22 protein-coding genes, 1 tRNA gene, 2 rRNA genes and 1 pseudogene (1 of these 26 cut by a window edge) are annotated in these 20201 nt (G+C 57.3%); 24 read left to right on the forward strand and 2 right to left on the reverse strand.

What is annotated here, in order from left to right:
* From BU28_RS0117690 to BU28_RS0117790, 23 genes and pseudogenes are all read left to right on the forward strand, one after another.
* Positions 1 to 2129 (forward strand): 23S ribosomal RNA (locus BU28_RS0117690) (it extends 702 nt beyond the left edge of the window).
* A gap of 85 nt (positions 2130 to 2214) precedes the next feature.
* Positions 2215 to 2329, forward strand: a 5S ribosomal RNA gene (gene rrf, locus BU28_RS0117695).
* Positions 2330 to 2389: 60 nt separating this feature from the next.
* Positions 2390 to 2466: transfer RNA gene (locus tag BU28_RS0117700), tRNA-Met, on the forward strand.
* A gap of 262 nt (positions 2467 to 2728) precedes the next feature.
* Complete coding sequence (locus BU28_RS0117705) at positions 2729 to 3451, forward strand: hypothetical protein (RefSeq protein WP_028720596.1); 723 nt, start codon at positions 2729 to 2731, stop codon at positions 3449 to 3451.
* Between the two features lie 379 nt (positions 3452 to 3830).
* Positions 3831 to 3938 (forward strand): annotated as a pseudogene (locus tag BU28_RS26500) (integrase); the annotation flags it as partial.
* A gap of 160 nt (positions 3939 to 4098) precedes the next feature.
* A complete protein-coding gene (locus BU28_RS0117710; protein WP_036763516.1) occupies positions 4099 to 4791 on the forward strand; it encodes a DNA-3-methyladenine glycosylase I in 693 nt (230 codons plus the stop codon).
* Between the two features lie 23 nt (positions 4792 to 4814).
* Positions 4815 to 5282: a nuclear transport factor 2 family protein gene (locus BU28_RS0117715; protein WP_028720598.1), complete on the forward strand. Its 468-nt coding sequence runs from the start codon at positions 4815 to 4817 to the stop codon at positions 5280 to 5282.
* A 62-nt stretch (positions 5283 to 5344) separates the two neighbouring features.
* Positions 5345 to 6193, forward strand: a complete 849-nt coding sequence (locus tag BU28_RS25070; protein WP_158212771.1) for a pyridoxamine 5'-phosphate oxidase family protein — start codon at positions 5345 to 5347, stop codon at positions 6191 to 6193.
* Positions 6190 to 7107, forward strand: a complete 918-nt coding sequence (locus BU28_RS0117720; protein ID WP_081791463.1) for a TIM barrel protein — start codon at positions 6190 to 6192, stop codon at positions 7105 to 7107. Before BU28_RS25070 ends, BU28_RS0117720 begins: the two co-directional genes overlap by 4 nt.
* 9 nt (positions 7108 to 7116) lie before the next feature.
* Positions 7117 to 7989 carry a LysR family transcriptional regulator gene (locus BU28_RS0117725; protein WP_028720600.1) on the forward strand — a complete coding sequence of 291 codons (873 nt, stop codon included), beginning with the start codon at positions 7117 to 7119 and terminating at the stop codon, positions 7987 to 7989.
* 101 nt (positions 7990 to 8090) lie between these two features.
* The gene (gene msrB / locus BU28_RS0117730) at positions 8091 to 8531 is read left to right on the forward strand and encodes a peptide-methionine (R)-S-oxide reductase MsrB (RefSeq protein ID WP_028720601.1); all 441 of its coding nucleotides are present in this window, start codon (positions 8091 to 8093) and stop codon (positions 8529 to 8531) included.
* Positions 8528 to 9040, forward strand: a complete 513-nt coding sequence (gene msrA / locus BU28_RS0117735; protein ID WP_028720602.1) for a peptide-methionine (S)-S-oxide reductase MsrA — start codon at positions 8528 to 8530, stop codon at positions 9038 to 9040. Before msrB ends, msrA begins: the two co-directional genes overlap by 4 nt.
* 3 nt (positions 9041 to 9043) lie before the next feature.
* Complete coding sequence (locus tag BU28_RS0117740) at positions 9044 to 10483, forward strand: FAD/NAD(P)-binding protein (RefSeq protein ID WP_081791464.1); 1440 nt, start codon at positions 9044 to 9046, stop codon at positions 10481 to 10483.
* Positions 10480 to 10980 carry a peroxiredoxin family protein gene (locus BU28_RS0117745; RefSeq protein ID WP_028720604.1) on the forward strand — a complete coding sequence of 167 codons (501 nt, stop codon included), beginning with the start codon at positions 10480 to 10482 and terminating at the stop codon, positions 10978 to 10980. Before BU28_RS0117740 ends, BU28_RS0117745 begins: the two co-directional genes overlap by 4 nt.
* 57 nt (positions 10981 to 11037) lie before the next feature.
* Positions 11038 to 11490, forward strand: coding sequence for a DUF417 family protein (locus BU28_RS24330; RefSeq protein ID WP_051578301.1), 453 nt, complete (start codon positions 11038 to 11040; stop codon positions 11488 to 11490).
* Positions 11491 to 11513: 23 nt separating this feature from the next.
* Positions 11514 to 12992, forward strand: coding sequence for a protein adenylyltransferase SelO (locus BU28_RS0117755; protein ID WP_199416804.1), 1479 nt, complete (start codon positions 11514 to 11516; stop codon positions 12990 to 12992).
* A 28-nt stretch (positions 12993 to 13020) separates the two neighbouring features.
* Positions 13021 to 13590, forward strand: a complete 570-nt coding sequence (locus BU28_RS0117760) for a hypothetical protein (RefSeq protein ID WP_028720606.1) — start codon at positions 13021 to 13023, stop codon at positions 13588 to 13590.
* A 2-nt stretch (positions 13591 to 13592) separates the two neighbouring features.
* Positions 13593 to 15023: a mercuric reductase gene (locus tag BU28_RS0117765; RefSeq protein WP_028720607.1), complete on the forward strand. Its 1431-nt coding sequence runs from the start codon at positions 13593 to 13595 to the stop codon at positions 15021 to 15023.
* On the forward strand, positions 15016 to 15543 hold the full coding sequence (locus BU28_RS0117770) for an N-acetyltransferase (protein WP_028720608.1): 528 nt from the start codon (positions 15016 to 15018) through the stop codon (positions 15541 to 15543). Before BU28_RS0117765 ends, BU28_RS0117770 begins: the two co-directional genes overlap by 8 nt.
* Positions 15544 to 15545: 2 nt before the next feature.
* On the forward strand, positions 15546 to 16004 hold the full coding sequence (locus BU28_RS0117775) for a carboxymuconolactone decarboxylase family protein (RefSeq protein ID WP_028720609.1): 459 nt from the start codon (positions 15546 to 15548) through the stop codon (positions 16002 to 16004).
* Between the two features lie 4 nt (positions 16005 to 16008).
* A complete protein-coding gene (locus BU28_RS0117780) occupies positions 16009 to 16506 on the forward strand; it encodes a peptide-methionine (S)-S-oxide reductase (protein WP_028720610.1) in 498 nt (165 codons plus the stop codon).
* Positions 16503 to 17693 carry a cation:proton antiporter gene (locus BU28_RS0117785; RefSeq protein WP_028720611.1) on the forward strand — a complete coding sequence of 397 codons (1191 nt, stop codon included), beginning with the start codon at positions 16503 to 16505 and terminating at the stop codon, positions 17691 to 17693. Before BU28_RS0117780 ends, BU28_RS0117785 begins: the two co-directional genes overlap by 4 nt.
* A gap of 19 nt (positions 17694 to 17712) precedes the next feature.
* Positions 17713 to 18027: an antibiotic biosynthesis monooxygenase family protein gene (locus BU28_RS0117790; protein WP_051578302.1), complete on the forward strand. Its 315-nt coding sequence runs from the start codon at positions 17713 to 17715 to the stop codon at positions 18025 to 18027.
* A gap of 20 nt (positions 18028 to 18047) precedes the next feature.
* Here BU28_RS0117790 and BU28_RS0117795 read toward each other — a convergent pair whose 3' ends face one another.
* Positions 18048 to 18977 carry a CorA family divalent cation transporter gene (locus BU28_RS0117795; RefSeq protein WP_028720613.1) on the reverse strand — a complete coding sequence of 310 codons (930 nt, stop codon included), beginning with the start codon at positions 18975 to 18977 and terminating at the stop codon, positions 18048 to 18050.
* Between the two features lie 3 nt (positions 18978 to 18980).
* Positions 18981 to 19661, reverse strand: coding sequence for a hypothetical protein (locus BU28_RS24335; protein ID WP_051578303.1), 681 nt, complete (start codon positions 19659 to 19661; stop codon positions 18981 to 18983).
* 82 nt (positions 19662 to 19743) lie between these two features.
* Here BU28_RS24335 and BU28_RS0117805 point away from each other — a divergent pair, with 82 nt between their 5' ends.
* Positions 19744 to 20190 (forward strand): hypothetical protein, encoded by a 447-nt coding sequence (locus tag BU28_RS0117805; protein WP_036763518.1) that lies wholly within the window; start codon positions 19744 to 19746, stop codon positions 20188 to 20190.
* Positions 20191 to 20201: the final 11 nt, after the last annotated feature.

The raw sequence follows: 20201 nt of genomic DNA on the forward strand, positions 1-20201 counted from the left end.
AGATGATCTAGGCATGAGCAGGATGAAGGTTGGGTAACACCAACTGGAGGTCCGAACCCACACCTGTTGAAAAAGGTCGGGATGACTTGTGCCTAGGGGTGAAAGGCCAATCAAATCTGGAGATAGCTGGTTCTCCGCGAAAGCTATTTAGGTAGCGCCTCGGACGTATCCTCTCGGGGGTAGAGCACTGCATGGATGATGGGGGCCCACAGCCTTACTGAGTCTAAGCAAACTCCGAATACCGAGAAGGACTATCCGGGAGACACACGGCGGGTGCTAACGTCCGTCGTGGAGAGGGAAACAACCCTGACCAACAGCTAAGGCCCCCAATTCGTGGCTAAGTGGGAAAGCATGTGAGACTTCCAAAACAACCAGGAGGTTGGCTTAGAAGCAGCCATCCTTTAAAGATAGCGTAACAGCTCACTGGTCTAATCAAGAGGTCTTGCGGCGAAGATGTAACGGGGCTCAAGCCACGAGCCGAAGCTTTGGGTGTGCATTTATGCACGCGGTAGCGGAGCGTTCTGTGATAGAGAACGCTGCCTCTTTTGCTCGTCAGGGCAACGGAGGCAATGTTCTGACTGTGAAGCCGGGCTGTAAGGCATCCGGTGGAGTGATCAGAAGCGAGAATGTTGACATGAGTAGCGACAAACAGGGTGAGAGACCCTGTCGCCGAAAGTCCAAGGGTTCCTGCTTAAAGCTAATCTGAGCAGGGTAAGCCGGCCCCTAAGGCGAGGCCGAAAGGCGTAGTCGATGGGAACCAGGTTAATATTCCTGGGCCAGGAGATGGTGACGGATCGCAGGTGTAGTTCCTCCTTATCGGATTGGAGGGGCTGCTGAGCGGTTCCTGGAAATAGCCCTCCACAAGACCGTACCCTAAACCGACACAGGTGGACTGGTAGAGAATACCAAGGCGCTTGAGAGAACCACATTTAAGGAACTCGGCAAAATACCTCCGTAAGTTCGCGAGAAGGAGGCCCGATTGGTGCGCAAGCATCGGTCGGGGGCACAAACCAGGGGGTGGCGACTGTTTACTAAAAACACAGGGCTCTGCGAAGCCGTAAGGCGACGTATAGGGTCTGACGCCTGCCCGGTGCCGGAAGGTTAAAAGGAGAGGTGCAAGCCTTGAATTGAAGCCCCGGTAAACGGCGGCCGTAACTATAACGGTCCTAAGGTAGCGAAATTCCTTGTCGGGTAAGTTCCGACCTGCACGAATGGCGTAACGACTTCCCCGCTGTCTCAAATGTGGACTCAGCGAAATTGAACTGTCTGTGAAGATGCAGACTTCCCGCGGTTAGACGGAAAGACCCCATGCACCTTTACTATAGCTTCGCACTGGCATCAGGATTGCGATGTGCAGGATAGGTGGTAGGCATTGAAGCGGGGACGCCAGTTCCCGTGGAGCCATCCTTGAGATACCACCCTTCGCACTCTTGATGTCTAACCGCGGCCCGTTATCCGGGTCCGGGACCCTGCGTGGTGGGTAGTTTGACTGGGGCGGTCGCCTCCCAAAGAGTAACGGAGGCGCGCGAAGGTTGGCTCAGAGCGGTCGGAAATCGCTCGTTGAGTGCAATGGCAGAAGCCAGCCTGACTGCAAGACTGACAAGTCGAGCAGAGACGAAAGTCGGCCATAGTGATCCGGTGGTCCCGAGTGGAAGGGCCATCGCTCAACGGATAAAAGGTACGCTGGGGATAACAGGCTGATGATGCCCAAGAGTCCATATCGACGGCATCGTTTGGCACCTCGATGTCGGCTCATCTCATCCTGGGGCTGGAGCAGGTCCCAAGGGTATGGCTGTTCGCCATTTAAAGAGGTACGTGAGCTGGGTTTAGAACGTCGTGAGACAGTTCGGTCCCTATCTGCCGTGGGTGTAGGATACTTGAGAGGAGTTGCCCCTAGTACGAGAGGACCGGGGTGAACGTTCCACTGGTGGACCAGTTGTCGTGCCAACGGCAGTGCTGGGTAGCTATGAACGGACAGGATAAACGCTGAAGGCATCTAAGCGTGAAGCCCCCCTCAAAACAAGGTATCCCTTGAGAGCCGTGGAAGACCACCACGTCGATAGGCCGGAGATGTAAGCGCAGCAATGCGTTCAGTTGACCGGTACTAATGGCTCGATTGGCTTGATTTGATCCGGAAGAAGACAGACCTTCTTCCAAAAGCATCCTTGGACAACTTCATCCTGCGGGATAACGCCGATCTCGCTCCTTTTCCGGTCTGGTGGCCAAAGCACGAGCAAAACACCCGATCCCATCCCGAACTCGGCCGTTAAGTGCCGTCGCGCCAATGGTACTGCGTCAAAAGACGTGGGAGAGTAGGTCACCGCCAGACCTGAAAAGAAGCGAAAACATCTCTCAGAACGATGAAAGCAACGCAAAGCGATGCAACGGACGCGGGGTAGAGCAGCCCGGTAGCTCGTCAGGCTCATAACCTGAAGGTCACAGGTTCAAATCCTGTCCCCGCAACCAAAAAATTACAATACATCAGATACTTAGAGCCCGACCTAAACAGTCGGGTTTTGTGCGTTGCATTCCATGTCAACGCCATGTCAACGTTCTGAGAGTCGACCCCCGCACGACAGTCGTAATCATCGACAATCACCCGCGCCCAACAATAGCTGATGACATTCGCCGGTGTTGAGCAGAATTGCCCGTGATCTTGTGCGCCGCCCGCAGAGCAGCCCTCTCGGTGCGCTTGGCAGCGACGTTCAGCTCGTGCCATGAAGGGCACATGATCGAATTTCGCCAACTCCCTGATGACCATCCCGATCTCGCGCATTCGCCCATGCTGCGCGCAGCACTCTTGACCCTGCAATACGCGCAGGATCATGGCTCGATCGGCCTCACCAAAACCAAGGCGTTCAAGCGGGTCTTCGTCCATTGGGCCGTCGAGCACTTCGCCTGGCCGGGCAAAAGCGCCGAAGAAATGTTCCGCTACAATAAAGTCATCAACGAATACGAGTTCCCGCCGCTCGAGGTGTTGCACTACCTGCTGATCTCCCTGCGCCTCGGGCGGCACTTCAAGGGCGAGTTCCGGCTGACCAAGCGGGGCGCCGAGTTGGCGCACGCCCCGGGCCGCCTGTTTGCCGAACTGATCCCACACTTCGTCCTGCGCATCGATCACGCCTCCTATGCGCGGTTCGATGATCGCCCCTCCGGCAAGTGGGATGTCTGGATGAACGTCATCAATGTCGAAGCCGACCACGGCACGACCGAGGCCGCCTTGTTCGAAGCCTTTTACGGTGAGCCGAAAGATTGGCACACTGCCGGCTGGCGCGAGATGGCCGCGTTCTCATGTTGCGTTCGTCTGCCCCTGGAGTGGGCGGGGCTACTGGTGGAGACCCGCGAACTCAGCCCGGGCAAGCATGTGTGCCATGTTTTCAAGACCCCGCTCTGGCGCAGTGCGCTGAAACTGGACACCGATGACATGCTGCGGCCGATATTGATCCAGTAGCATTTCCGGCTCAACCGCAGTGCAGACGTCCGAGCCGATCGCAGCATATGTTGCGCCATCGACGTGGAGGGCGGATTCCAGCCATCCGCTGCGGGTGCAAAGCGACCGAGCGATTTCAGCGGGAGCTGACATTGGGACGAGGTTGAACCGTTTCTTCTCGGCACTGCCGCAAGGCGGCTTGGGGCCCAACCTGTGGATTGGATTTTCGTGCTGCACGCGCGCACAACGCGAAAAATGCCGCGATAGTGAGAAAACTGGCTCCGTCGCTCAAAGAAAAGCCGCTTATTCGTGGGTGGCGCAATATGGGTCACGTGTTAAACCTACAAGTCGCGGGACAGAACCGCCGTTTACGACGGAGGCTAATGTCGGCCCTTGGGGTGACCGCCCGCATATCAGGGCAAGTCAACATGGGCGCCTTGTGCGTGACTGGGTGACAACGATTGTCCTGGAACCCAGTGGATACGGGACACACTCGATGCGCCGAACCTAAGCTGCGGAGATTTGCCGACGAACGGGCAGCTATTGAAACTATGCCTGCGTTCTATTGGAAAAGACTGAGGCCTTTCCCTAGTCTAGTGGAGACCGCCCGGCACACCGGAAGTGGCCACTCTCGACATCCCCGGAACCACATTCTTGAAGTAGGCTTGATGAGACCTTTCCGCGAAATTCTGTCGATGGCTGTGAAGAGACACGGCAGTCTTGAGGCCGTTGAGGCGCGCATTGAACACCCGGCACCCATCACAGACCTGCTTGCACGCAGTGACGATCGATGGCTCGCAGATATGACACGACACGTCTTCAACGCGGGCTTCAGCCGTAAGGTGATCCGCGACAAATGGCCGGGATTCGAAGCAGCTTTCAAAGGGTTTGACCCAAGCGTTTGCGCAATAATGGATGACGACTGGTTCGATATGCTGCTCAAAGATCCGCGCATCGTGCGCAACGGGGCGCGGATCCGATCCGTTCAGCGCAACGCGATGTTCATTCTGGACGAGACAGAAAGACATGCCAGCTTTGGCGCTTTCATCGCCGCGTGGCAGCACAAGGATTTCGCCGACGTTCTTGATTATCTGCGCAAGCATGGTGATCGACTGGGCGACAAGACCGCCCAGTATTTCCTGCGCGAAGCCGGTGTAGATTCCTATGTTTTGTCGTTTGATGTCTTGAAACGCCTGTCACTCGAAGGGGTTGCTGACACTCTGCCAGCGTCGTCGAAACAGCGGCGCGCCATACAGAACGCCTTTGACGGATGGAAAGAAGAGTCGGGCAAGTCGCTGACATACATCAGCCGCGTGCTCGCCATGAGTGTCGAAAGCGACCGCCAGCCAAGATTTACATAAACATTCCCAGAAAGGATCAATGAATGGAACAACGCCAACCTCTCCCGCCCTTTACGCGTGAGACAGCAATTCAGAAGGTCCGCCTTGCCGAAGATGGCTGGAACGGTCGCAATCCAGAGGCAGTATCCAAAGCCTATACAGTAAACACCAAATGGCGCAACCGCGCGACATTTGTGAATGGTCGCGATGAGGTGGTAGCTTTCCTAGCGGACAAATGGGCCAAGGAATTGGACTACCGACTGGTCAAGGAACTCTGGGCCTTCACGGATAACCGCATCGCGGTTCGATACGCGTATGAATACCACCATGCTGATGGAAACTGGTTCCGCGCCTATGGCAACGAGAATTGGGAGTTTGACGAGAATGGCCTGATGACGAACCGGCACGCCAGCATCAATGATCTGCCGATCAAGGAAAGCGAGCGTCTGTTCCACTGGCCTTTGGGACGCCGTCCTGATGACACGTCAAGTCTTTCTGAATTGGGACTGTGAGGATGAGCGGGGGCCCTTTTCACGATGGTGAACGCCTTGTCCAGAAAGCCACGGGGGAGGACGTGCTGGCCCTTCGGAACGGGCGTTTCATCAGCACGACACTGTCTGCAAACAGCGAACGGATGCTGGGTATCGCGACAACCCTGAATATCGCCGTAAGTGATGCTGAGGGGCGTGTCTGGTCTTTTCTGGCCAACGGTCCAGAAGGGCTTGTTGCCCGAGCTGATGACAAGACGGTTTACCTGAATCGGACCGAAATGACCGTTCCGTCCGCGCTATGGACGATGGTCAGTGCCGGAGCGCCGATAGGCCTTGTTGCAATGGACCTGACCAGCGCGCGGCGGTTTCGCATCAATGGTTCGGTTAATGAGGTTACGCCTGAGCGGGTGACAATCGATGTTGCGCAGACCTGTCCGAATTGTCCGAAATACATCCAGCAAAGACTGCCTGTGGCAGACAATCGCTATCAAGGTGTTTCGCCCGCTTCGGGATCTGATCTGCCGGATAACCTTGCGGACCTGATCCGACAGGCCGACACGTTTTTCGTGGCCAGCAAAAACCCGGACGGAGATCATGATGCAAGCCATCGTGGTGGGTATCCGGGATTTGTAAACGTGAAGGGAAATCAGCTTATCGTTCCCGACTACTTCGGTAATTCGATGTTCATGACATTGGGCAATCTGGCGCTCGAGCCTCGAGCGGGCATTACCTTCGTCGATTTCGACACTGGCGCTCAGCTGAACCTGACAGGTCACGCCACGCTCAACTTGGAAGGGCGCATGGCTCATGACGGTGCCGATGGCCGGTATTGGACCTTCGACATAGAGGCTTGGCAATTGACGCCGCATCGCCCTGAACCGGCTTGGAAACTGGGTGCATATTCTAGATTCAATCCACCTTTGGAAACATGACAAGGCTTGCCATTCCGCCCGATATCCGTTTCGGCGTTGGCGGTTTTCCTTTGGCATTCACTGAACGTCCGGAAGCCAAGGATCGGGGTGCCGTTTTCGCGTGGCTGCGCTCAGTCGGGCTCGACGCAATCGAATTGCAAATGACGTATGGGCCACGAATGACGGCTGAACAGGGGCGTCGCTACCGCGCGCTGGCAATAGCAGACGACATCAAGTTATCGATCCACGGGTCTTACTACATCGTTCTTGCCAGCCCCGATCCGGCCAAGGTCCTGCGCTCTGTCGACACGCTTCTACGGACCTATGAGCAAGCCGACATTCTGGGCGCGCGCGAAATCGTGCTGCATCCCGGGTCGCTCTACGGCGCGCCCGAAGCCGATGTGTCTCGCCGGTTTGCCGAAAACCTTGAGCGATTCATGGCGCAATTGGGCAAGACTGACATCAGCCTTATGATCGAAACCGCTGGCAAGGTCGGGCAGATGGGGTCTGTCGATATGATTCTTGATGTGGCCTCGACGGTCAAAGGGGTCGGGCCTTGCATTGATTTCGGGCATGTTCATGCGCGCTCGCTCGGCGAGCTTGAGACGCCCGACGCGATGGCGCAAGTGTTTGCAAGGATTGACGAGTTCCAGCGGTCCAACCCAGATACGCCGACACATTTTCACTACACACCGATCCATTTTGGCCCAAGAGGCGAGATCCAGCACCGGGCGCTCAGTGACATCGACGGCGTTTCGAACAAACCGTTCCATCCGCGCCCGGAACCTGTCGCGGCCGGGCTTGCAGGCCTGCCCGGTCGTTTCACGATCATATCCGAAACCCACAACTCACAAGAGATGGGCGCTATCAGGTTGAAAAACTTGATCAATTCAGGCACTTGTGGGCATAAGGAAGTCGGCTACCTTGTGGAGTGACGCAGGCAAATGGATCTTAATCAGGTCAGGTACTTCCTGAATCTCGCCGAATCCCTGAATTTCACGGAAGCGGCCCGGGTGAGTGGGATATCTCAGCCCAGTCTCACCAAGGCGATTCAACGTCTGGAAGATGAGTTTGGCGGTCCGGTGCTGTATCGCGACGGCAAGGACACGCGCCTGACGGCCTTGGGCCGTGATCTGATCGTAGAGTTCATGCGCATTCAATCAGCGCTCGAAAACATCACCGAGCTTGCGGAAAACTCGGTCGCAGGGCGCAGCCGGAAGATCAATATTGGCGTCGCAAGCACCATTGCGCCGCGGGTCTTTGCCAAATTCTGGGCGCTCGTTCTGAAGGAATTGCCCGAGGTCGAGCTTCTTCTTCATCCTCTGAACCCCGGCGAGGCGGAGGCGGAGGTATTGTCGGGCAAGTATGACATGTGTCTGCTGACCAATCCGCCGGAACCGAATTTCAAACTGACGATCCAACCGCTGTTCCAAGAGCGGTTGCGCTTGGCCTTGGCAAGTCATCACCCGCTCGCCGGGACAGATGAAATCACGCCAGAGCAGATGATGGAGCAGCCCTATATCGACAGGATGCACTGCGAATTTCGCACGCAACTGATCAAGCATTTCATGGATCGGAACATTGTCATGCGTCCGCGTTTTCAGTCAGAGCGGGAAGACTGGGTGCAGCAGATGGTGGCGCAAGGTGCGGGTGTGTGTTCCTTGCCGGAACATTCAGCGATTGTTGATGGAATCGTCCTGCGCGCGGTAAAGGGCCTGACCCTGTCACGCAACATCAGCATGGTCGCCGTTTCTGGTTCTGCCAACCCGCGCGAAGTCCGTGTCATCCTTGGATTATCCAAAGATTTCAATTGGTAATAGGCACACGCGCGCGGCTATAAAAACTATTCCCGCCAGGAATTTCACAAACGGATCGAAAGTCTCCATCTTCCTCTCAACGGAAGAAGAAGGAGATACAAATGACCTACGAAAAATCACAGGATGCGCTCTCCAAGCTGACACCCCAACAGTATCACGTTACGCAAGAGAGCGGGACCGAGCGCGCCTTTACGGGTGAGTATGACAAGCATTTCGAACCGGGTATCTACGTCGATATCGTTTCCGGCGAGCCGCTTTTCGCATCCTCAGCCAAGTTCAACTCCGGTTGCGGTTGGCCCGCATTCTCGAAACCCATCGATAACGTGACCGAGCATCGTGATGCCTCGTATGGCATGGTCCGGGTCGAAGTCCGCTCGAAACACGGCGACAGCCATTTGGGGCATGTCTTCAATGATGGCCCGCGCGAAATGGGCGGCCTGCGCTACTGCATCAACTCGGCCAGCCTGCGCTTTGTGCCGAAAGACCAAATGGAAGCCGAGGGGTATGGCGCATACCTCGATCAAGTGGAGGAAAAAGTATGACTGAACGTGCCGTATTGGCCGGAGGCTGCTTCTGGGGGATGCAAGACCTGATCCGCAAGCTGCCCGGCGTCGAAAGCACCCGGGTTGGCTACACCGGCGGTGACGTGAAATTTGCCACATACCGCAACCACGGAACCCATGCCGAAGGGATCGAGATCCTCTTTGACCCCTCGAAAACCAGCTATCGTGCGCTTCTGGAGTTCTTTTTCCAGATCCATGACCCGACAACGAAAGACCGCCAAGGTAACGACCGCGGAAGCAGTTATCGGTCCGCCATTTACTATGTGAATGACGAACAAAAAGCGATTGCCGAAGACACGATCGCGGACGTGAACGCATCTGGGATCTGGCCAGGCAAGGTCGTGACCGAAGTAGAACCGGTGAGCGATTTCTGGGAAGCTGAGCCAGAGCATCAAGACTACCTGGAGCGTATCCCGAATGGCTATACTTGCCACTTCCCGCGGTCCAGTTGGGTTTTGCCCAAGCGTGCGGCGACGGCGGCTGAATAAGCCATGCGTGGGCCTCATCACCATCTGATTATTGGCGATGGGGCCAGCGCAGCGGCGCTTGCGGAAACATTGGTGCTTACGTCTGGTGACCAACTGACCATTCTTGGGGCCAACGCGGGTCAATTCGGCAAAGGGATGGCATATGCGGATCATCCGAGCGCCGCGCCTTGGCGATATGCCTATCTGTTGAATTCGCCGTCAGGTGCCTTTGGTGAGAGTTTCGTCGAATGGTTCGAGGCAAACTGGGGTGATATTCGCTCAAGGATTGCCGCCTACCAACCACGCTGGTTGGACTTCGCGGCGGATCATCTGGATGCAGGCGATTTCGGCGCTGTCTTTGCCCCACGCGCGGTCTTTGGCGACTATCTCGCCGAGATCGGGCAGGGCATTCTGGCCATGCACGCCGAAGCAGGCGTGCGGGTGCAGCAGCGGACGGCTTTGGCCACCGATCTGGCCAAGGATGAACACGGGTTTCGGATCACGCTTGCCACAGGCGAGGTGATCCGGGCGGACCGGGTGGACGTGGCCACCGGGGGACCATCGCCTCAACGATTTGGGGCGGATAGCGGCCCCACGGCGTTCACGACGCTTTATGGCAACGAGCAAACGATTGCCGAGGTCCTGCGTCCTGGACAGGAAGTGACCTGCCTAGGAGGCAACGCCGCGATGCTGGATGTCCTGCGGCTTATGCAGTCCGTCATGGACGAGCAGGACATCCGGCTTCGGGTGATCACCCGTGGGTCCAAGCCGGAGCAGCTGATCTGGGCGCGCCCGCGTAAAGAGCCGGTGACGCCCAAACTGACGGGCCCTTACCGCGATGCAGACGCGCTTCTGGCTGCGGTCGACGCCGAAATTGCCGCGTTCCGTGCCAAGGGGGCAAGCATGGCCGAACTCAGACCAGGCTATCTGGGTTGGGCAGCCGAAAGGGGGCTTGAAACCCTGCTGCCCTCCCTCTCGGAGCGCCGCAAGGTCATGCCACAACTGGAGCGGCGGTTTAGGCGCGCAACGCACAACAGCCTTGCCGACTATGCACGGCTCCAAGCGGCAGGCCAGATCGTGGAGGAGCACGGCGAGATAACTTGGGTCTATGCCGAAACCGAGGGCAAGACCCGCATCCGTCTGAAACGGGCTGGCACAAGAACGAACGAAGAAATCACGACCTCAGTCGTGATCAACACATCCGGTCCGGGAGACCAGCTTGCCATGGACCTGCTAACCAGCGGCCTGATCCGCAACGGCTGGTTGCGGATGAACGAAACGAAGACGGGCCTGATCGTCGGGCCCGGACTTGAAACGGAGGTTGAGGGGCTTCGCTATCTCTCGCCCGCCGTCACCGAAATCGGCGCGGAGGTTCTGGCGTTTCCGCTCGAAGACGTCAGTGCGCTGGCGGCGCGGGCGAAAGCAGCGAACCAAATCGCCATATATGAAAGGTTTCAGTCATGAACTTTGGACAACTTCGCAACACGGCGCCCGAACTGCGCGTCAACGATTGGATCGATGCGGATGGCAAGCCGATGGACAAGCCGCTTCGACTTTCGGATATGAAAGACGGCTACAAGATCATTTATTGCTTCCAGCACTGGTGCCCTGGCTGTCATTCGCGCGGTTTTCCGACGCTGCGCTTTCTGCATGACAAACTGAAGGACAAAGGGTTCGATTTCGCCGTCATTCAGACCGTTTTTGAGGGTGCCGAGACAAACACCCGCGATAAGCTGCGCATCAATCAGGAGCAGTATGGGCTGAAAATGCCCTTTGGTCATGACACCCCGCCCGCAGGTGAACGCTACCCGACCTTCATGGAGGATTACCGTTCTGGCGGCACGCCGTGGTTCACCGTGATCGATCCGGAAGGGAACGTTGTCCACGCGGACTTCCGTCTTGATCCGCAGCGATTTCTTGCCGCGCTCGGGGCCGACGATGTCGAGTTGAAGCGCGCCTGACCATTGGCTCCGGCGGCCAGATCGCCGGAGCCAAACAATCAATAACGAGGGACGAAAATGGAACTGGTCGCAGAAATCACCCACTGGGTGCCAGCAATGAAACTTTTGTCACTGGCGCTTGCGGCAATCTTCGTTGCCTTCGGCATCGCCAAATTTGCCCGCTATGAACAGGACGCTGTCAAGACGCTGGTCGCGGGGCATCCGATCTTGCGGTTTGGCCCGAAACTGATGACGCCGGCGGGCTTCAGCATATTTCTGGGGATTGTTGAGTTGAGCACCGCTTTGCTTCTGGTACTTGGCATCTTCTTTCCCAGTTTTGGCCTTCTGGGCGGTTTGCTTGGCGTGCTGACCTTCTTGGTCACACTCAGCCTGTTCCCTTATGTTCAGTATTTCGAGGAAGAAGCAGGCCGTCTTTTCCTGTCCTCGCGTGGGCAATTCCTGATGAAGGATTTTGGCTTGCTCGTCGCCTGCCTTGCTATCGCACACCATCATGCGCTGGCCCTTGTTTAGCCCATCGTAGAAAGGAAATGACCATGCTTGATGACCTTTCGTTCCCCTTCAACAACAGCTTTGCCGACGAAATGGAGGGCTTCTTTGTCCCTTGGCAAGGCGACAAGGTTCCCGATCCGCAGATCGTCGTTCTGAACATCGCCTTGGCGGCAGAACTGGGGCTCGATCCCACCGTCTTGAACTCGGCCGCAGGCGCCGCCGCCCTGTCCGGCGCGATGGCACCCGCCGGGGCATCGCCTTTGGCCATGGCCTATGCGGGCCATCAGTTCGGCGGTTTCTCGGCGCAACTGGGCGATGGCCGCGCGATCCTGTTGGGTGAGTTGATCGACACCGAAGGCCGCCGCCGCGATCTGCACCTGAAGGGCTCAGGCCGCACGCCGTTTTCACGCGGCGGAGACGGCAAGGCCGTTCTTGGCCCCGTCTTGCGCGAATACCTGATGGGCGAGGCGATGCATGCCCTCGGCGTTCCGACAACGCGCGCTTTGGCTGCGGTCACGACGGGCGAAGAAATCGCGCGCAATGGGCTGGAGAAAGGCGCTGTTCTGGCACGCATCGCGGCCTCGCATCTGCGGGTTGGAACCTTCCAGTTTTTTGCAGCGCGCGGCGAGACCGAAAAGCTTCGCAAGCTGGCCGATTATGCCATCGCCCGCCACTTTCCAGACATCGTGGGCCGCGAAGATCGATATCTGGAATTCTTCCGGCGCGTCAGGGATGCACAGGCGTCGCTGGTCGCGAGATGGGTCAATATCGGCTTTGTCCATGGTGTGATGAACACCGACAACACAACGATTTCGGGCGAGACCATCGATTACGGTCCCTGCGCCTTCATCGACAACTATGACCCTAAAGCGGTGTTCAGTTCGATCGACCAGCACGGCCGTTATGCCTATGGCAACCAACCGGTGATCATGCAATGGAACCTGTCGCGCTTTGCCGAGACGCTGATTGATCTGGTGAACCCCGAGGACAGCGACGACGCGATCCGGCAGTTGACCAATGAGATCAATGCCTTTCCCGCGCACTACCAGCAGGAATGGCTGCGGGGCATGCGGGCCAAATTGGGTCTGCTGAAGGAACTGCCCGAAGATCTGCATTTGGCAAATGATCTGCTCAAGGCCTGTGAAGGGCAGGATGTTGACTTCACCAACCTGTTCCGCGCTTTGGCGGGGTCTGTTCGTGGCAATGACGAACTGGCGCGTGCCAATTTCGATGATCCCGCGGTATTTGACGCTTGGGCGGCCCGCTATCACACGCGGCTTGCGGCGGAAGATATTGCCGCGGAGTTGCGGGCGGAAGCGATGAACAGGATCAACCCGATCTACATCCCGCGCAACCATCTGGTTGAAGAGGCCCTGAAGGCCGCCGTGGGTGGCGATCTTGAGCCGTTTCACAAGCTTTTGGCTGTGCTGGCACATCCGTTCACCGAGCAAGACGGGTCAGAAACCTATGCGCTACCCGCCCCAGTCGACGCGCACCGTCACGTCACGTTTTGCGGCACCTAACCTTACCCAAATCCGAAGGGAACGACCCATGAAAATTGATGCAACTGATGCCGTGGCCGCTTTGTCGGAACTCGTAGACGCCGGGTTCACCCATGACTTCCGCATTCAGAACGGAAAACTCGTGGATGTAAGCGCAGGCCTCGCTGTAAATCCGGCGGAAGTGACGGTCCGGATGAAACTCCGCTTTGAGACCGAGCCGGGTTCGGGCGACGCCTCGAATATCTATGCGCTTGAGATCGCAGATACGGGCGTCAAAGGGTTTCTTGTCGATGCGCTTGATCTTGAGGGGGATGGTGCCCCGCAAGATCTGGTCAAGTCACTGAAAACTGCCGAACCGGATACGCGCAGCGAGATGACCGAGGACGAGGATTACCGATACGGTGTCCGCAAGGTCCGCAAGAGCGAGTTCAACGCCGACCCCGGACGCTATGTTCTCAGGCTTGGGTTCCCTGACTTCCCGGAATGCCCCTTTGGTCAGGGTTTTACGATGCTTGGCTTCGATACGGCCAGGCAGGAATACGTTTGGCTGGTCACCAAGATTATCGGGGATGAGCGCCTCCAACGGGTGCCTTTCCAAGGCGAAAACAGCGAAGCGTGAGAATGGCAGAGGACGAAGACATGAATCATTTTGACGCCGTAATCATCGGTTCTGGCCAAGCGGCACCTTCGCTCGCGGTTGGGTTGGCCAATCGCGGGCAATCCGTTGCCCTGATCGAGGGCGACAAGCTGGGCGGGACATGCGTCAATAGCGGCTGCACACCCACCAAGACGTTGCGCAAGTCGGCGCGCGTTGCGCATATGGTGCGGCGCGCGGCGGATTTTGGCGTCTCCACGGGCGCGGTTACTGTGGATTTTCCCGCCGCAATGGCGCGGATGCGCGAGCGTGTCGATACCGCCCGCCGGGGACTGACAGCATGGTTAAAGCGCACCAAAGGTGTCGAGGTGATCCACGGTTGGGGCAGTCTTGCCGGGTTCGATGAAAACGGCCGGTTCATCGTCTCTGTAGGCGAAAGCAAGTTCTCGGCTGACAAGGTCTTTCTGAATACCGGGACTCGTTCGTTTACCCCGCCAGTTCCCGGCCTTGAAAACATCGATGCGCTCGATAATGCATCACTTCTGGCGCTCGATGAATTGCCTGATCACCTCATCATTGTGGGAGGTTCTTACATCGGCCTTGAGATGGGTCAGATTTTCCGCCGCCTCGGCAGCAAGGTCACGGTGGTACACCGTTCCGACCGTTTGGCCGAACGCGAGGATGAGGATGTCTCGGAAATCATCGCGAAGTTTTTTCAGGATGAGGGCGTGACGCTGCACCTGAACGCCAAGATCGCAGGTGTCGGGCGCAGCATGCGCGGCGTTCTGATGACGCTCGAGGATGGTACCGAGATCGCGGGAAGTCATGTCCTGTTTGCCACGGGGCGTGCCCCGAACACCGACAAGCTGAACCTTGCGGCGGTCGGGCTGGAGACCGATTCACGCGGTTACGTTCCGACCGATGCCAAGCTGCGCACCAAGGTGCCCAACCTCTGGGCGCTTGGCGATGTGAACCGGCGTGGTGCCTTTACCCATACCAGCTATCACGACCACGAAATCGTGCTGGCCGATCTCGATAAGATTAAAGACCGCTATCAATGGAAGGACGCCGATCAGCGGCCAACGACCTATGCCATGTTCACCGACCCACCGCTGGGACGCGTCGGCCTGTCCCGCACCGAGGCGCGAAAACTTGCTGCCGAAGGGCGCAATATCCTAATCGCCGACATGAAGATGGCCGACATCAGCCGCGCCAAGGAAGAAAGCGAGACAACCGGCCTGATTCGCATCATCGTGGACGGCGACAGCGAGGCTATTCTGGGTGCCACAGTGTTCGGCATCGCGGGCGATGAGATCATCGCGATCTTTTCGAACTTCATGGCCACGGGTGCCAGCTACAAGATCATGCAACAGGCGCTGCCCGTTCACCCGACCGTCGCCGAGTTGATCCCGACGATCCTTGCAGGCTTGAAACCGCTGGCGGCCGCCAATGCATGACATCACCCTGTTTGGCGAGGTCCGCTGCCACAAGACGCGGTTCTATCAGTCCGCCCTGGAAGAACGCGGGCTGGCCTATGAATTGGCCGAAGTTGATAAGGACCCGCGCGCGGCCGTGCGCCTGACCAAGTTGGCGGGCAGCGCAGATAAGTTCCCGACCTTCCAGATCAAGGGCCGCAAACTGCGCAACCCAAAGCTGCCTGAACTTGAAAAGGAACTAGCCCGCGCGGGTCTTTACGACCCCGGCCTTATTCACGAAGAACGGGCGCAACGTTTTGTCCGGCACATGGCCCCATCTGACGCGTTCGTCAGCTATGTCTGGCAAGGCGACCGGATGATCCTGACGCATATCGAGGTCGATCCATCCTTTCGTGGCAGCGGCCTTGGCGCACGTTTTGCGGCCGAGGTCTTTGAAGAAATTGAAACCCGCTCCCATGAAATCCGTCTGACTTGCCCATTCCTGCGCAAGGTCGGTGGGACACGCGCAAACTGGCGCAAGAAATTCAATCTGGGAGATTGAAAATGCCTGTCACATTCGAGAATACCCGATTTGATCCCGATTTGATCGAGTTTCACGGGATCGCTAAGCAAATGGCGGCCTCGGTTGGGTATACTGCCGATCTGTCGGTAGATGGACGTTTGGCCCAGCTTTTGCGTCTACGCGTCGCCCAGATGAACCCCTGTTCCTATTGCCTGATCCTGCACACCAAAGCGGCCCATGATCAGGGAATCGCGGTTGAAAAGGTCGCGCATCTGGCAAGCTGGCGCGAAAGCACGATGTTCACCCCGGCAGAACGCTGCGCGCTGGCTTATTGCGAGGCGCTCACGGCCTATGATCCGGCGGCCTTTGCAGCGCGGCATGAAAGCCTGACGTCACATTTCGACGAAAAAGCCATCGCCGAAATCGCGGCCATCGTCATCAACATGAACCTCTGGACCCGCCTGAAACTGGCCCAAGGTCAGGTTCCAGTGGCGGAGTGATCTTGTGGTAACCATCGGCTTTGGAGGCGGGTGCCATTGGTGCACCGAGGCAGTTTTCCAACCGCTTGAGGGCGTGTCAGAGGTGCGGCAAGGCTTTATCCGCTCCGACGGCCCTGACGAGGCGTGGTCCGAGGCGGTGGAAATCTCCTTTGATCCTGATCGCGTGAGCTTGCGAGACCTGATCGCGGTCCACCTGAGCACCCATGCCAGCGAGGCCGATCACAAGATGCGTGGCAAGTATCGAAGCGCGGTCTACAGTATGACCGCGGAGCAGCAAAACGCGTGCGCGACGCATATACGGGACCTTGCCGCAGAGGCGGAGGTGCATTTTGTTACGCGCAGCCTTATGCACCGGGGCTTCAAGCCTTCGGACAGCCGATTTCACGATTACTACAAATCCAACCCCGAACGGCCCTTTTGCCGCACCTATATCGCGCCGAAACTTGCCAAGCTTCGGGCCCGGCACAGTGCATTGCTCAAGAAGGAATACACAACGTCATGACCCCCGCAGTCCTTCTCGTGCTTGTGGCCTTTGCCATTTACTCGTTGCTCAGCAAAGCAATCTCGCGCAGCTTGCTTACCCTGCCAATCATCTTCACAGCGCTTGGCTTTGCATTGTCCGTGCCATTGAGCGCCAGCTTGTCGCCGGATGTGATCCACGAAGGTAAAAAAATTCTGGCCGAGATCACGCTGATCCTGATCCTGTTCTCTGACGCTAGCCATGTGCGCTTTAAGAAACTGGTGATGGATTGGCAGATCCCGACACGGATGCTGGTGATCGGGCTGCCGCTGACGATCGCGCTTGGGACACTTGTCGCGCTTTGGCTCAACCCTACGTCTGGGTTTGCCGTTGCATTGCTGACCGCCGCAGTATTGACGCCGACGGATGCCGCGCTGGGGCAATCTGTCGTTTCGAACCCAGAGGTGCCAGACCACCTCAGCCAGACAATCAATGTGGAAAGCGGGCTGAACGATGGGCTGGTGCTACCCTTCGTTCTTTTGGGTGCAGTCCTTGCGTCGTCGGTTGGCGGCGCGCAGACCGATGGTTTGGCGCTGGAGGCCGCCACCGAGATTGTGCTCGGTCCGCTCGCTGGTATTGCCGTCGGTTGGGTGGCGGCCAAGGCGATGGACTGGGCGCAAAACCGCGACTTGATGCAAGAGGCGGCGGGGGCGGTGGTCTTTCTCGTGACCGCCTTCGCAGCTTACGGGTTTGCTGTTGCCATCCACGGAAACGGGTTCATTGCGGCCTTTGTTGCGGGCATGGTCTTTGGCAACACCTACCGTCATGACATCCACTTTATCAGCGAGTTCATGGAGGGGGCTGGCCAACTTTTGACGATGGCGGCGTTTCTGGTGTTCGGTGCGTTTCTGCTGCCCGACGGATTGGCGCACGCAGGGCCAAATACGATCATTCTTGCGTTGGTCTTCCTCACGCTGGTCCGTGTCTTGCCAATCTTCGTTTCTCTGACAAGAAGCGGGCTACCCGCGCGTGAGAAGCTCTTCCTTGGTTGGTTCGGTCCACGCGGTCTGGCCTCGATCCTCTTCACATTGCTGATGATGGATCAATTCGATTTCCCGAATGAAGAGGAACTGCTGGCTTGTGTCTCGCTGACTGTTGGCCTGTCCATCCTGTTGCACGGCCTCAGTTCAACCCCCTTGGCGACCCGCATCGGGCGCATGAAATCTTGAACCAGAAAAGGAGACTATAATGGCAATGCATGTAGAGGTTTTTCGCCACCGGGTTGATCCCGACTTCCAAGGCGAGTTTGACGAGCTTTACGCCCGCATGGTGACCGTGGTGAAGGGGCTAAAGGGGTATATGAGCCACAAGGTCTTTACCGCAGAGGACGGAGAAAAGGTGCTTATCGGTTACTTCGAAGATTTCGAGGCGATCGAGGAATGGGATGTCCACCCCGAGCACAAATACGCCAAAGACCGCGGCAAGAACGGTGTCTTTTTGGAGTATGATGTGGTTGTTGCCGAGGTCGTTGAGCATCACGCGATGAACTTCACCGGCGCATGAAAATGCAGCCGCCACCTCCGTCAGAACCACTTTCGCCAGCGGAACAAGACCAGCATCCCTGCGACCAGAGCCAAACAGATCACCATCAGTATGGTGAAACCATTTGCATGCCCTTCGAAGGGAACCCCCATGAGGTTCACACCGAACGCGCTGACAATAAACCCAAGCGGAAGGAACAGCGTCGCCACGACCGAGAAGACAAAGGAGCTGCGCGTCAGTTGCCTGTCTTGAATGCGGGCAACCTGATCGTTGAGGATATCAACGCGGTCCCGCAGGTTTTGCAGGGTTTCAAGATACCGCAAAAGCTGATCGAGCCCGTCATCGATCCGCGTGCGCTCTCTTTCGCTCAAAAGGGAGTGCTTGCAGCGCGACAAGTGTTCCAGCACAGGTTTTTGTGGCCCGAGGTGGCGCAAGAAGCCGCTGATACGCGATTGGGTTTGTGCCATATTGGGGCAGGCAGCCTCGGTCTGATGAGTGCCCACAAGCCCTTCGATCCTGTTGACCGCGTCTTCCAGTTCCTCGATGTGGTCATCGACCTCATCGAGGTGTTCTTCGATAAGATCAGCCAGAAACTCACCCGGTGTGGTTGGGCCTGCACCTGCGGACAACTTTTGATGAAGGGCCAGGATCGGGTCAACATCGGCCTCGCGTGTAGTAATGACGCGCGTCTTGTCGATCCAGATCCTGATCGACACCATGTCTTCAGGGCGTGCCATGTCCTGACCGACATGCATGGCCTTCAAAAGCACCATGATCCCGTCATCAAGAACGCGCACGCGCGAACGTGTGTCCTCTTCGATCATCGCATCGACAACCAGGTCGTCGAGCATGGCCACCTCCATGAGATAGGCGCTGGTCTCTCGATGCTTGATACACATATGGAGCCATTCCCCGCCCCCGTTCAGTGCGTGCAGGTGAAGAAACCCCGGCGATGTTTTGACGTCTGTCATGCCTCAGTGCGCTCCTGTATCTGGGGTCAATCCATGGGCGGCGGCAAACTTATGATGGGACGCCCTTGGCCCCGCCAAGACCATGGCCGATCCTTCAGGCAACGGCGTTCCGTCCCACGGGTTTATCTCGGCGTTGAAGGCGCTGCGCACACCGATGAGGGTCAGGTCGCCGGGCCACTCCACATTGTTCGAAGGAGGTGCCTTCGCCAAACTATGTTGGGCAATCACCCTGTCCGCATCCAACTGGTACAAAACCGTGAACGGAACATGCGCCATGTGTTTGACAAGCCACGCATGTGCCATGCCGCAAATGAACTCATCGACGACAGAGGAAAAGAGCACGTAGCGCACAAAGGCGATTGCCGTGATGATCGCCGTAAGCTGAAGCAACAACCCGCTGGCCGTTTCCTTGATCCCGAAGGCCCCAACCACAACAGTGGCAACCACCGAGGCCAGACCAACGGAACCGGTAATCATCAAGATCACAAGGATACGTCTGCGCTCCGGTGTTTGGAGGATCAGTTCGGATTCAGACGTGGTGAACCCCGTGCCGCTAAGTGCCGACATGGCCTGAACTCTGGCAACGTCGCGTGAAATGCCCGTGTGTTCTAGAACCACAGCCGCGACCCGCACGATCGTGGACGAGATCGTGAACAGGATAACGATGGAAAGTGCTGCGCCCAAATCTTTTTCCCACGCTTGAGCGGGATCAGAAGCCCCGCAAAATCACCAACTTAACAACTCCAACTATCGTAAAGGAAAACCCATGATCGACAAGAACCACTTGCGCAACACGATGCTGGCCCTGACAGAGGCCGAACTTGAGCAAGCCCATAAAACCTATGAGCGATTTCTCAGCGCCGCGCGGCTGGATCGCACGGAGCCGATTGAAAATGACGAACAGGGCCAAGCAGAAACCGCCGCCGATCTTGCTGAGGCGTTCGATGACCGCGAGCATCAAGTGGAAGCCAAAATCTCAGCGTTGAACGTGCTTGATTTCGGACCGAAAACCGAAGTGGCGCCGGGCGCAGCAGTGCGGATCGGGGATCGCTATCTGGTCATTGGCGTCTCGACAGGAGAGTTTTCATGTCAGGGGCAGAAATTTATCGGTGTCTCACAAGCGGCGCCAATCTACGAGGCCCTGGAAGGCAAGAGAGCCGGTGAATTCTGTGAGTTCCGCGGCCGCAAGCTGAAGGTCACTGAGGTCTACTGACAATCGGGAGC

It is taken from the genome of Paracoccus yeei ATCC BAA-599, from assembly GCF_000622145.1.
Classification (GTDB): Bacteria; Pseudomonadota; Alphaproteobacteria; order Rhodobacterales; family Rhodobacteraceae; genus Paracoccus; species Paracoccus yeei.

Excerpts from the sequence above, each read along its gene's own strand:
- BU28_RS0117705 (WP_028720596.1), top strand. The coding sequence starts at position 2,729 with ATGATCGAATTTCGCCAACTCCCTGATGACCATCCCGATCTCGCGCAT.
- BU28_RS0117710 (WP_036763516.1), top strand. The coding sequence starts at position 4,099 with ATGAGACCTTTCCGCGAAATTCTGTCGATGGCTGTGAAGAGACACGGC.
- BU28_RS0117715 (WP_028720598.1), top strand. The coding sequence starts at position 4,815 with ATGGAACAACGCCAACCTCTCCCGCCCTTTACGCGTGAGACAGCAATT.
- BU28_RS0117720 (WP_081791463.1), top strand. The coding sequence starts at position 6,190 with ATGACAAGGCTTGCCATTCCGCCCGATATCCGTTTCGGCGTTGGCGGT.
- BU28_RS0117725 (WP_028720600.1), top strand. The coding sequence starts at position 7,117 with ATGGATCTTAATCAGGTCAGGTACTTCCTGAATCTCGCCGAATCCCTG.
- msrB (WP_028720601.1), top strand. The coding sequence starts at position 8,091 with ATGACCTACGAAAAATCACAGGATGCGCTCTCCAAGCTGACACCCCAA.
- msrA (WP_028720602.1), top strand. The coding sequence starts at position 8,528 with ATGACTGAACGTGCCGTATTGGCCGGAGGCTGCTTCTGGGGGATGCAA.
- BU28_RS0117740 (WP_081791464.1), top strand. The coding sequence starts at position 9,044 with ATGCGTGGGCCTCATCACCATCTGATTATTGGCGATGGGGCCAGCGCA.
- BU28_RS0117745 (WP_028720604.1), top strand. The coding sequence starts at position 10,480 with ATGAACTTTGGACAACTTCGCAACACGGCGCCCGAACTGCGCGTCAAC.
- BU28_RS24330 (WP_051578301.1), top strand. The coding sequence starts at position 11,038 with ATGGAACTGGTCGCAGAAATCACCCACTGGGTGCCAGCAATGAAACTT.
- BU28_RS0117755 (WP_199416804.1), top strand. The coding sequence starts at position 11,514 with ATGCTTGATGACCTTTCGTTCCCCTTCAACAACAGCTTTGCCGACGAA.
- BU28_RS0117760 (WP_028720606.1), top strand. The coding sequence starts at position 13,021 with ATGAAAATTGATGCAACTGATGCCGTGGCCGCTTTGTCGGAACTCGTA.
- BU28_RS0117765 (WP_028720607.1), top strand. The coding sequence starts at position 13,593 with ATGGCAGAGGACGAAGACATGAATCATTTTGACGCCGTAATCATCGGT.
- BU28_RS0117770 (WP_028720608.1), top strand. The coding sequence starts at position 15,016 with ATGCATGACATCACCCTGTTTGGCGAGGTCCGCTGCCACAAGACGCGG.
- BU28_RS0117775 (WP_028720609.1), top strand. The coding sequence starts at position 15,546 with ATGCCTGTCACATTCGAGAATACCCGATTTGATCCCGATTTGATCGAG.
- BU28_RS0117785 (WP_028720611.1), top strand. The coding sequence starts at position 16,503 with ATGACCCCCGCAGTCCTTCTCGTGCTTGTGGCCTTTGCCATTTACTCG.
- BU28_RS0117790 (WP_051578302.1), top strand. The coding sequence starts at position 17,713 with ATGGCAATGCATGTAGAGGTTTTTCGCCACCGGGTTGATCCCGACTTC.
- BU28_RS0117795 (WP_028720613.1), bottom strand. The coding sequence starts at position 18,977 with ATGACAGACGTCAAAACATCGCCGGGGTTTCTTCACCTGCACGCACTG.
- BU28_RS0117805 (WP_036763518.1), top strand. The coding sequence starts at position 19,744 with ATGATCGACAAGAACCACTTGCGCAACACGATGCTGGCCCTGACAGAG.